Raw genomic sequence first — 11,703 nt, 5'->3', positions numbered from 1 at the left:
GCAGATGCTCAGGCAGCTTTTTTGCCTTTTGCGTTTGCTGACGTTTTGGCCAGCGCAGTTAGCTTTTTGTCGGTGGCTTCCTCTTCTGCGAGGTTCTGCTGAAGAAGTGGGACGGCGTCCTTGAGCCCGAGCTGTTTCGCCCATTCGATCAACGTCCCGTATCGGGCGATTTCATAGTGTTCAACGGCCTGTGCCGAAGAAATTAGGCCCGCATCGAGCGCGACCGAACCCTTGAAGTCTTCGATGATCTCCTCGCCTTCAGCAATGATTCCTTGGATGGCTTCACAGGTCTTGCCGCGTGCTGACTTACCCAGCAGTTCAAACACCTGCTCGAGGCGTTCGATCTGCCCTTGAGTTTCGTCCCTATGCTGTAGGAAACCGGCTTTGCCTTCCTCAGATTGCGCCGCACGCGCCATCTTCGGCAGAGCCTTGAGGATCTGTTTTTCGGCGAAATAGATATCCTTCAACGTATCAAGAAAAAGGTCATCAAGTGTCTTTTCGTTTGCCATCGTTTCCTCCATTTCGATTGGTTCAGACAAGCCAGTGGTTTGGCATTACCGCGGAAAAACACAGGGATACCTGGATCTGTTCCGATAAATTCTCGGATAAAATCGTACCAAACTTCAGTTTCCCCAAAACGCGGTTCTGCAATGCTGGACAAAAAAGCCCGGTTCCACCGCTGGCGATCTGCGGATTGTCCCCGTCAGGCTCCCCCGACTTGGTCACAGACGCTCAATATTGCTGAACCGGACCACGATTTCGCTTTGGGACAGGCGAAGCTCCAGAATGCGCCGATAATCGTTCCACCAGTCTCTGTCTACTTCGTCCGCCATCACCTCGACAAATGTAATGCGATCAAATTCCGTTCGTCCATTGTCCGTCCAAAGGCCATGAGCTGCGGATTTCTCGTGTATAGTGACACCGCCAAACTTTCTGACGAGGGTGGATGTGATCTCCTCTAGAGCTTGGCAACCGCACTCGAAGTTTGTCGGTAGCAGTATTTCGATCAGGTACGACATTGGGGGTACCCATTAACTTGGGTGAGTGCGAGACCGGACAGGTTGGGCGCTCGTCTGCCATTTCGTTAGCCAATGCGAGAAACCGGAAAAACCGCAATGTTCACCATCCCTGCCGCGTCCGGTTGACACGGTCCGCGCTCAGTCGTCCTAACATTGGAATAGCCTGATTGTTCCCATTTCCTGGGCACAAGAAAATTTGGTGCAGAGTTACCCGGCGTTAGTCGGGCCTTTGCAGCTTTTCCGACTCCCGGTAAACGGCTGGTAGGTGTTGTCGGCAATTCTGTACGAACTGTAGCGCTGCATGCACCACCGAGCGTTCGCGTCGTAGGTTTGCGCATCTCCTCCACCACGAGCAGTGTCAGCAGAAAGTGCAGGATCTTCGAGTGGAGCAACACATGTCCGGCGCGATCCTCCGCCAAACGGTTGATACGTATTGTTTAAGGGATCATAGGAGCGGTATCTTTTGATACACCACTCCTCCCGCAACTTTGAAACGCGCAAAACGTTTCCAGCCGGCGATCCGGATATCGCTGCCGCAGGTAACGGCGATAAATTCGCTCGGTTGGACGGTGAAACCTTGGCATCTGGCGCGTAGATGGATGGCAGCCGTTCGTAGGATTGCTTACCACGGTCGACACGACGGACCTCAAAAGACCATAGGGGCTGGTTGTCCACGATTTCTTTCGGATCGTCAGAACCTGTCGTGAAACCAGATGAGATCCGCATCGCTCCCGCCGTGACCGGCAGAAGACAGCCGATGAGAATAAAGCTCGTGAGAAGATCGCGCATGAGGCCCTGCCCTGAGAGTTTGCACCGAAAATGTGGAGCCAGGCAAAATGTTCCCTCACATGAAGATACAACGGGCACGTCAACTCGCGGAATCGGCCAGCGGAATTCTTGAGAGCGTTAATGCTGCTTCGGCGCGATGAGGGAGGTCTGGCCAATCCGACAGCCGGGAACTATGCCGTTGAGACGACGTTCCTCTAACAGGCGCTCCGGCCACACGCGTTCACAAAGACGGCGCCTCGCCCTTTCTGTCGAGACGTATGCTGTGCCGAAGCAGTCGTTCCTGAACCGAAGAGGAGAAAGATATGACTTCGATCGACAAAGCAAAAATCCTAATCTTGGCAACGGACGGATACGAGCGTTCGGAATTAAGGGTCCCCCTCGATGAACTGAGGAAGCGTGGCGCTGAGGTGAAGATTGCCTCAATCAAAGCCGGCAAGATCAAAAGCTGGGACAAGGCTGACTGGGGAGATAGTATCGACGCTGATCTTGCCGCGAACGACGTCGTGATCGGAGATTTCGACGCACTCGTCCTGCCGGGTGGTCAGATCAACCCTGATAAGCTGCGCGCCGATGAGAGCGCTATGCGCGTGGTTCGAGAATTTACAAAATCTGGCAAAGTTGTCGCTGCTATATGCCACGCACCATGGCTTCTGATTGAGGCAGGTGCCGTCAAAGACCGAAGGGTCACATCCTTCGGATCTATCAGGACGGACGTGAAAAATGCTGGCGGCCGGTGGCTGGATGAGCAAGTTGTTGTCGATCACGGAATTATCACATCGCGGTCGCCCGATGATCTAGACGCCTTTGTGAACAAGATCGTTGAAGAGATTGAAGAGGGTGCACATCCACGCCGCGCTGCGTGATGTCTCTCCACAGCTTGGTCCGGCTCCGAAATAATGGAGCCGGATAAATTGCTCCTAACGTCGTCACTACTTGGGCCTGCCACCCTCGTATTCGAGTGCTCGTTCGAGGCAGGGAAAATTTGCCTCGCATCGATCGCCTTCTTTGTGTGTCATCCGCTTGCATCCCATGGCCAAGCGGCGGCGCAACATGGAAAATGGAGCCGCCGCGCCAAAGGTGCGCACGAGCTTACTACGAGCAAACCGATCCCGTCGGCTGCACAGATCACACACCATCTCGATAGTCGGTAGCCGAACCTGTGCGAGTGTCGTGTCTTGAGGACGTATGGGATTATTTGAGCTTTCGGATAAAAAGAGCTTTAGACGAACCATGGCTTGGCATAGAACAAAAAAGAATAATTCAGACCAGAAAAATCTGGCAGCGGCGAACCGAAAAGGCATCTCACAATAAAATTCCGGTTCCTGCCGATCGGATTGTCGAAATCCATGTCCCAATTCTACCACTCACGATGCTTAACGAATCGGGTTGTCGAAGGCACGTCGTAGAGGTCCGTGAACGCGGAATCCCCGCGACTCCTCCTCGGCCATTTTATTTGTATTTTATTAAATAAGTTCCTGAATACTTTCACCGGAGGGGGCAATCAACTCATGTGGGACCATTTAGTTGGAACCGACTTGCGGAGGCTGCCAATGTACCAGAGCACAGTTCTCATTGTCGAAGATGAACCACTTCTGCGGATGGTTCTGGCCGACACACTCCTTGGCGAAGGTTTCGACGTAGTCGAAACCGCGAACGTCCTTGAAGCCATTGCAGTCCTTGGGCAAACCAAGATCGACGCGGTGATCACAGACATCGATATGCCTGGAGGGCTCAGCGGGTTGGATCTCGCCAAAATGATCTCCACAGCACGAATGACGATACCGACGATTATCGTCTCTGGAAGGCATGTATTACGAAACGAGGATGTGCCCGGCGACGCAATCTTCATTCCAAAACCCTATTCAATGGATGCAGTTGTGGAGTTGATAACCTCCATGACCCAAGCCGAAATAAATAGGATCGCCAAGTGATCCATCGATCTTGAGACCGCACCGCTGTTCGTCACCTGCTGAAACGTGAGCAAAAACAGAGCGGCGCTAATTTCGGAACTATCAGCGCCGGTCCGTGTTTGAATAAGCAAGTTCATAGACACGGAGGAACTGACGATGGACCATAGCAATCACGTACGCCTTACCGAGGCAGAGCTAACCCCCGCAATTCTTGAGGGCGCCACGATCTACGGTGCCGACGACCACAAAGTCGGTAAGCTGGACCATATTCATGGAAGTGGAGTGAGCGGAAAAGCCGTCATTGATGTGGGCGGTTTCCTTGGGATTGGGGCGAAGCCGGTGGCGGTCCCACTTCTCGATCTCGAGTTCATGCGGGACGACGATGGTGCCGTCCATGCGGTCACCACATGGACGAAAGATCAGCTCAAGGACATGCCAGAGCACAAAGACTGAATACACGCCTGGCCTTCGAGCCAGAGCCCTGTCTGTCCGGTCACTTATCTGGAGACCATCGCTCCGATGCAGGTGCTGACCGAAATCATTGAGACGGTTGGTGATCGCATTAGCGACAGCATGTCATCCAGCTGCGTGTTGCATGCTCATTCCGTTTATCTCGACGACCAATGCCGAGGGCGAGCGCAAATAGGGGGCGCCCGTTCACAAAGTATGTTTAGGGGAAGAGATTACCGTCGATCGCTGCGTCTTGAATGGGGAGCCGCAGTTCGGGGTGTTGAGCGATAGACCGCCTTGCAATAGCTCAAATATGGCAATAATTATGAGTTATAGAGATGGATCCGATAACTCATGTTTGGAGCGAGGACGTCGCAGTCCGAACTGGGCGGTTGTTCTTGGAATGCGCAAAACCAGCTCCCCGCACAGGCCCCTTCATCCGAATCTCTGGATCTGTGAAACCCTGTATACAAAGCGTCGTAGATCATAGAGGTGCGACGACAAGCGTATCGATTTCGTGCCATCGACGAATTTCCGTGAGACGACGTGGTGAGGCGGAACAATATTCGCCTCGCCGCGTTGAGCGGCATCGTGGGCCATGGATCTACCGGAGAGTGCTCGCATGGTATTTGATTTGCTGGCGCGAAATGGGGCGGACACATTTTGAACAATGCACACAGGCTTCCGATGACGGTCTTAATCGTTGAGGACGACGCGCTTATCCGCATGGACGTTGCCGATTATCTTGCCAGCGAGCAGATCAACCCGGTCGAGGCTGTGAACGCAGACGAGGCTCTTGCGATCCTTCAAAAGCGCGACGACATCCAGATTGTGTTTACGGATGTCAACATGCCTGGAAAGATGGACGGGATCGAACTCGCCCGACACGTGCGCGAGCGATGGCCCGCGGTCGGTATCATCGTGGCTTCAGGCATGGTTCGTCCACAGCGATCGACGTTGCCGGACGGCGCCAGGTTTTTTGAAAAGCCCTATGATCTTGACAGGCTCAGCGCATCGATGCGTGCGATGGTATCCATTTAGTAGATTGTTCTAAAAAGCGTTTTTGCCATCACGGGCATGATTGACACATGCCGGAAGACCTGCGACGAGTTGCCATGACCAAGAGCCAGTCCCTCAGCATTTCGTTCAACTCCGATATGGAGACACTCATTCACGGCCTCGTTGCAAGCGGCGGGTACGCCAGCGCTGAAGAGCTGGTCCTCGCTGCACTTCAGGCGCTGCGGGACGGCCGCGAAAACTCCGTACCGTTGCCGGCCGCCTGGCCAATCGGTGGTGGGGAATGTGGTCAGTTGATCCGTGATTTCGACTGGACAACGACGGCGCTCGGAGCTTCCCAATTATGGTCGGCCGAGCTGCGTACGACCGTTGCCAATGTCGTCAATTCGCCGGTTGCGAAGGTCCTGATGTGGGGCAAGAGCCACGTCATGATCTACAACGACCGTTATATCGATATCGCGGGTGCCAACCATCCCGCTGCGCTGGGTGGGACTGTCCCCGGCATCTGGCCGGAGATCTGGGATTGGAACCGTGAGATGCTCGAGGCGGGCCTGCGCGGTGAACTCCGGTCTTTCCATGATCAGCCAATGACGCTCATCCGCGACGGGATTTCCAAGACTTTCATTTTTGATCTTTTCTATACGCCCGTCTACGAAGCGGACGGAACTGTTGGCGGGGTTCTTTGCACAGTGGTCGATAACAGCGACCGCGCTGCGATGAAGGCAAGGATAGCTGAGAACGAGGCTGAACTCAGACGCGTGACGGACGCTGTCCCCATGCTGATCTCTTACGTCGACAGAGATCACGTCTATCGGTTTGCGAATGCTGCCTATGACAGCTGGTTTGGTTCTAAGCCGGCAGACATGGTGGGTCGCCCTGTACGCGATGTGATCGGGGAGGCCGCGTACGAGGGACGTCGCGCGGATCTCGACAGGGCGCTTGCCGGTGAAGCGTGCACGGGAGAGGCGGACATGCCGTTTTCAGGCGGCGCGCCACGTCGCCTAGAAATCCGCTATGTGCCCCACATCGAGCCGGATGGGTCGATACCCGGCGTCCATATTCTCGGCATAGACATCGAAGATCGTGCGATCCGCGAGGCGGAACTAGCCATAAGCAACAGCCGGTTCCGTACCGCTATGGATGCGGTGCATGGGGTTTTGTGGACAAACACAGCCGACGGCCAGATGGTTGGTGAGCAACCGGGCTGGGGCTCACTGACCGGTCAGAGCTTTGAGGAATATCAGGGGTACGGTTGGGCCGAGGCCGTGCATCCCGACGATATGGAGCCATCGATCGCATCCTGGAACGAGGCGGTTGCCTCCAGGTCGATGTACGTCCACGAGCATCGCGTAAGGCGGCACGACGGCGAATGGCGCCAGTTTGCGACCAGAGGTCTTCCGGTCATCGGATCATCCGGGAACATTGTCGAGTGGGTCGGCGTCCATACCGACATAACCCACCAGCGTGCCGCAGAAAGCGCATTGCGTGAGCAGGCGGATACTCTCGCGAGACAGGTTCGTCACAGAGAGCGCGCCGAAGAACAGCTTCGGCACCTCAACGATACGCTTGAGGCGAGGGTTGTCGCGGAAACGGCTGAGCGCCGGCAGGCCGAACTGAAGCTCGCACAGGCACAGAAAATGGAGACGATCGGCAAACTGACTGGCGGGGTCGCGCACGACTTCAACAATCTCCTCCAGGTCGTTTCCGGCAATCTCCAGCTTCTGTCAAAAGAGGTGGCGGGCAACGAACGGGCAGCGCTACGGATAACAAATGCGCTTGCCGGTGTTGCCCGAGGTTCGAAACTCGCCAGCCAGCTTCTGGCTTTTGGCCGGCGACAGGCACTGGAACCGAAGGTCGTCAATGTTAGCCGGTTTGTCCGCGACATGGATGATATGATCCGCCGTGCGATTGGCGAGGCAATCGAGGTCGAAACGATTGTCGGGGGAGGGCTCTGGAACACATTCATCGATCCCAACCAGATCGAGAACGCGCTGCTCAACCTTGCAATCAACGCGCGTGACGCCATGCAGGGTACCGGCAAGCTGACGATCGAGCTGTCGAATGCTCACCTGGACGACGATTACGCACGCAGCCATGATGAGGTGACACCAGGTCAATATGTGATGATGGCGGTCACTGATACCGGGTCGGGAATGCCGCCGGAAATCATCGAAAAGGTCTTCGAACCATTCTTCTCGACGAAGGGGGAGGGAAAAGGCTCAGGACTTGGCCTTTCGATGGTCTACGGTTTCGTGAAGCAGTCTGGTGGTCACGTCAAAATCTATTCCGAGGTTGATGAAGGTACGACGATAAAGCTCTATCTGCCGCGTGCGCTCGAGGCTGAGGATGTTGAGGTCGTTGTCGACAATGGGCCGGTAACCGGAGGAACTGAAACGGTTCTGGTCGTCGAAGACGATGACGAGGTTCGCGACACTGTGGTCGCGCTGCTGGCGGATCTTGGTTATCGCACGCTACGGGCCGTTGACGCAGCGAGTGCGTTGACCGTGATCGATAGCGGCATTCCGATTGATATCCTGTTCACTGACGTCGTCATGCCGGGTACGCTGAAAAGCCCCGAGCTGGCGCGTAAGGCAAAAGAGCGTCTGCCCGATATCGCCGTGCTCTTTACCTCCGGCTACACCGAAAACTCTATTGTTCACGGCGGCAAACTGGATGCCGGCGTCGAACTGCTTTCCAAGCCTTACACCCGCGAGGCTCTTGCCCGAAAGTTTCGTCATGTTCTTGCAAACCAGAAGCAGCGGGCCATTGCAAAGCAGGCAAAACCTGTCCTGGACGTGAAGGAAAATCTTATCCCGGCTGCGAAGCAAGATGACGGTTCGGTCGGCCAGAAAACGGTCCTTCTGGTTGAAGACGATGGTCTGATCCGGATGACGACTGCCGAAATATTGCAGGATGCCGGTTTTGTCGTGGTGGAAGCAGCCTGCGCAGAAGAGGCGCTGACGGCCCTGCAGTCAATGCATGTCGATGTTCTCGTCACGGATCTCAATCTGCCGGGTGCTTCAGGAAGAGATCTCGCGGCAAGAGCAAGGACATTGCGACCATCAGCTCTTGTTGTTTTTGCAACCGGCGATCCGACATCTGTGAAATCGGAAAAAGATGCAATCATCCTCTCAAAGCCATATGACGCCGACGATCTTCAGTCCGCGATCACGCATGGTCTCGGTCACCGCGGCGAATACAGTGGCGCGCGGCGGAGTGAAAGCGAAGAAAGTTGACGTCAACACGAGGTGTGACTGAAGCGTTTAGATCGCCAGCGAACATGCGCTGTCTTTCAAACGTCCTTCGCCCCCCTTAAGCGACGCCCCACAAGCTCGAAGCCATCGGCGTACTGATGCAAGTTGGAACACGGCGAGGACCGTTTTTACTCGGCGGCGACCGTTGCCGAAAAGGAACGCGCTGCCAGAAGCCGCGATGCTTCCGCCAGTGCCTGATTGACGCGGTTGTGGATGGCTGGCGAGGGCACACCGTCTGTGAAATCCCGGCTCGACGTATAGATTGCTGTCGGAAGCACGAAGGCTTCGAAGAAGGCGAAGAGCGGCCGCAACTGATGCTCGACGATCAACGCATGCCGATCCCCGCCACCGGTTGCTGTGAGGATGACAGGCTTTCCACGCAGGTCTGCCGGGTCTAGCAGGTCGAAGACATGTTTGAACAATCCAGTATAACTGCCCTTGTACGTCGGTGAGCCGATGACCAGTGCTTCCGCCTCGATAATTGTCTGGATGATCTGACGGGCGGCGGTGTCGAGATCGGATACCGACCTTGCTGTGGCAAGCGATGAGCCAAGATCTTCAACGTCGAAGACCGTGTGTTGCAGCCCAGACTGTACTGCCAGAGATTCCGTCACGTTCTCGACAAAGCGCCTTGTGCTCGAAGGGCGAGCGAGATTGCCCGAAAAACCGACGATCAGGTTGTTGCTCATGGCGAGGTTCCTTTCAGGCAGTTTTGAGAATCGATACGATGGACGGGTGGCTTGCTTGGGCAGCTTGTTCGCGTTTCCAGCGCTCGAAGGCGGAGCGCCCCAATATCAAGACTGACGTGTCCTCCTGCGGGGCATGCACCAGCACGGACTGGATATCGCGGAAATGCCGCTCAAGGCCGAGATTGGCGCTGAGCCCGGGATTGCCGATGCCGCGTACGGCAATCTGAGCGGCATCCCGGATATGTCGGCCAGCCAGCAATCGGGCGCGGATCAACCGGTCTGGGTCGTTCAGGCTGCCTTCCAGTGCACTGAAGATGATCTGCCGCGCCCCGGAAACGAGCAGGTCGATCTCACCTGACAATGCAACAAAGCGCTCGGTTTCAGCGATCGGACGGCCGAGATTGGCGGGAACGCGCTCATAGGCAAAACGGATGAAGGCTTCCTGTGCCGCTTCGGCTGCACCCAGATAAATAGCGGTCAGGGCGAGGGTGATTGCCGCATGGGCACGATTGTCCTGCTGGGCGATTGAGGGATCGACCAGTTCCAGCACGTTTTCTGCGGGAATTTCGACGTCTATGAATTCGACATCGTGCGAGCCTGTGGCACGCATACCGAGGCTCTGCCAGTTTTCAATCACCGTAATACCCGGCAGCTTGTTCGGAACGACAAAGGTGCCGACCCGTGGTGATGCCTCGTCCGTGTGTGCCCAGACGAGGAAATGGGTAAGGCCGTAAGCGCCGGTGACAAATCGCTTCTGGCCGCTGATCGACCAGCCGGTCGCGGTGCGGCGAGCACGGGTGGCGGGCAGACCACCGCGTGCCGGCGATCCCAGTTCGGGTTCGACGCGTGCGGCGTTGAGCAACAGCGGTTGATGTTTAGCCTCCACCAACAGTCGACGATAGAGGGCTTCCGGCCAATGGCCTTTGGCTGCCTGACCCAGATGGTTGAAGATCGTCATGGCGCTGATCAGCGCAACCGATGGATCGCCCTTTCCAAGGGCTGCCAGAATATGTGCCGCATCGCTCAGCGTCGCACCTTCGCCGCCGTAACGGGGGGCGACTGTGCTTTCAAGCAGGCCGGCTTCGTGAACGGCACGAATGCCAGTCCAGGGAAATTGACCGGTTTGATCCGCGTCAGGTGCTGCCTCGGCGAGAATACGCGTTGTGGCGTCGAGGACGTTTGGATCGTAGGACATGCGGCTTGTACTTTCTGGCTTTCGGGTAGCCGCCCCCCGATTGAGGAGGTGGTTCATTCACCCTGCATTGAACGAGGGGGGCCGAGCGGTCTGGTCTTCGAAACCAGACCGCTTGCATCACGCGGCGTTCTTTTTCTTGGCTTCTTCGCGCTCGCGAATACCTTCGCGAACGAGTGGCAGGATGTAGCGACCGTAGTCGACAGCATCGTTGTAATTGTCGTAACCACGGATCGAAATCAGATCCGCGCCGAGATCGATGTAGTCGAGAATGGAATCGGCGATGGTGCGGGGAGAACCGACAAGTGCGGTGGTTGCGCCGCTTGCATTGGTCGCAGTGACCGTCGGATACCAGAGCGCACGATCATGCACATCTCCACGAGCGGCAATGTCGAGCAGCCGCTGGGAACCGACATTGGCAGGTGTTGCGGCTTTGACGGGAGCCCGGGCCAAGCCTTTCTGACGGTTCTCATGCAGTCTATCGAAAACCTTGTGCGCTTTTTCCCAGGCAAGTTCGTCGGTTTCGGCAACGATCGGCCGGAAGGTTACCCAGATGCGCGGGCGATCTGTTCGGCCCGCCTTGGCGGCCTCGGCGTAGACCCGGTCGATCTGCTGTTTGGTCTCCTTCAAAGGTTCGCCCCAGAGGCCGAAGATGTCGCAGAGCGACCCGCCGATCCGATACGCCGCATCCGAGGAGCCGCCGAGTGAAATCGGGATGAGACCATTGGTCGGGCGGACGGCGCTGCGGAACTGCTTGAATTGATAGTATTTCCCATCAAAATCGAAGGGCTCCTTCGACGTCCAGGCAAGGCGCAGAATACGGATATATTCTTCCTGTCGTTCGTAGCGCTCTTCCTTGTTGAGGAAATCACCCTCACGCGCCTGTTCTTCGTCACTGCCGCCGGCGATGAAGTGAACCACAACGCGTCCACCGCTCAACTGGTCCAGTGTCGCGAGCGACTTGGCTGCAACCGTCGGGTAGACGGTGTTGGGCCTGAGCGCCACGATGATCTTGATGTTCTTCGTGTGGGCCAGAACTGTCGCGCCAAGCGTGAAGGGATCGAAGGATGACGAGGAATAGGGGATCAGCGTGTAGTTGAAACCATAATCGTCAAGCGCACGGGCGTAACGCTCCAGAAAGACCGGATCGACGGGCGCGTCCGGAAGGGGGGTCAGGTCGTTCGACGCGTTGGGAAAGCTGACGCTGATGAATTCCGCGGTCATGGGAGCTCCTCGAGGTTTCCGAATGTTGGGGCAAGGTTAAGCGGGCGTAGCGAGATGAGGAAGACAGGTCTTTCTTTTTCTATCGATTGTGTAGAAAATATTCTCCGCTGCGACCCGGCGAGTAGATATCGCGTCTACGGTCGTGTTCCGGATGAACTG

The 11,703-nt window shown here is 56.2% G+C and carries 11 protein-coding genes; 5 read left to right on the top strand and 6 right to left on the bottom strand.

Annotated features, from left to right (window positions below; genetic code table 11):
• Nucleotides 1-8: 8 nt before the first annotated feature.
• The 3 genes from HWX89_RS24780 to HWX89_RS24770 form a co-directional block, all read right to left on the bottom strand.
• Nucleotides 9-509: a YciE/YciF ferroxidase family protein gene (locus HWX89_RS24780; RefSeq protein WP_138793053.1), complete on the bottom strand. Its 501-nt coding sequence runs from the start codon at nt 507-509 to the stop codon at nt 9-11.
• Between the two features lie 213 nt (nt 510-722).
• Entirely contained in the window at nt 723-1,019 is a 297-nt protein-coding gene (locus tag HWX89_RS24775) for a hypothetical protein (RefSeq protein WP_138793054.1), read from the bottom strand.
• Nucleotides 1,020-1,226: 207 nt separating this feature from the next.
• Nucleotides 1,227-1,808, bottom strand: coding sequence for a BA14K family protein (locus HWX89_RS24770; protein WP_138793093.1), 582 nt, complete (start codon nt 1,806-1,808; stop codon nt 1,227-1,229).
• A 302-nt stretch (nt 1,809-2,110) separates the two neighbouring features.
• Between HWX89_RS24770 and HWX89_RS24765 the strand changes: the two genes are divergently transcribed.
• The 5 genes from HWX89_RS24765 (at nt 2,111) to HWX89_RS24745 (ending at nt 8,421) form a co-directional block, all read left to right on the top strand.
• A complete protein-coding gene (locus HWX89_RS24765; protein WP_138793055.1) occupies nt 2,111-2,671 on the top strand; it encodes a type 1 glutamine amidotransferase domain-containing protein in 561 nt (186 codons plus the stop codon).
• Nucleotides 2,672-3,358: 687 nt separating this feature from the next.
• Nucleotides 3,359-3,739: a response regulator gene (locus HWX89_RS24760; protein WP_138793056.1), complete on the top strand. Its 381-nt coding sequence runs from the start codon at nt 3,359-3,361 to the stop codon at nt 3,737-3,739.
• Nucleotides 3,740-3,874: 135 nt separating this feature from the next.
• Nucleotides 3,875-4,171: a PRC-barrel domain-containing protein gene (locus HWX89_RS24755; protein ID WP_138793057.1), complete on the top strand. Its 297-nt coding sequence runs from the start codon at nt 3,875-3,877 to the stop codon at nt 4,169-4,171.
• A gap of 684 nt (nt 4,172-4,855) precedes the next feature.
• Complete coding sequence (locus HWX89_RS24750) at nt 4,856-5,209, top strand: response regulator (protein WP_138793058.1); 354 nt, start codon at nt 4,856-4,858, stop codon at nt 5,207-5,209.
• A gap of 74 nt (nt 5,210-5,283) precedes the next feature.
• Nucleotides 5,284-8,421 carry a PAS domain-containing protein gene (locus HWX89_RS24745; RefSeq protein WP_246705283.1) on the top strand — a complete coding sequence of 1,046 codons (3,138 nt, stop codon included), beginning with the start codon at nt 5,284-5,286 and terminating at the stop codon, nt 8,419-8,421.
• 146 nt (nt 8,422-8,567) lie between these two features.
• Here the strand turns inward: HWX89_RS24745 and msuE are convergent, their stop codons facing one another.
• The 3 genes from msuE to HWX89_RS24730 form a co-directional block, all read right to left on the bottom strand.
• A complete protein-coding gene (gene msuE / locus HWX89_RS24740; protein WP_138793059.1) occupies nt 8,568-9,128 on the bottom strand; it encodes an FMN reductase in 561 nt (186 codons plus the stop codon).
• Between the two features lie 13 nt (nt 9,129-9,141).
• Nucleotides 9,142-10,323 (bottom strand): acyl-CoA dehydrogenase family protein, encoded by a 1,182-nt coding sequence (locus HWX89_RS24735; protein WP_138793060.1) that lies wholly within the window; start codon nt 10,321-10,323, stop codon nt 9,142-9,144.
• Between the two features lie 117 nt (nt 10,324-10,440).
• Nucleotides 10,441-11,544 carry an LLM class flavin-dependent oxidoreductase gene (locus HWX89_RS24730; RefSeq protein ID WP_138793061.1) on the bottom strand — a complete coding sequence of 368 codons (1,104 nt, stop codon included), beginning with the start codon at nt 11,542-11,544 and terminating at the stop codon, nt 10,441-10,443.
• Between the last annotated feature and the right edge of the window lie 159 nt (nt 11,545-11,703).

Source organism: Rhizobium sp. RM (assembly GCF_013390595.1).
GTDB lineage: Bacteria > Pseudomonadota > Alphaproteobacteria > Rhizobiales > Rhizobiaceae > Agrobacterium.
The sequence above is the reverse complement of the archived record's forward strand: the minus strand, read 5'-3'. Positions and strand labels throughout refer to the sequence as shown.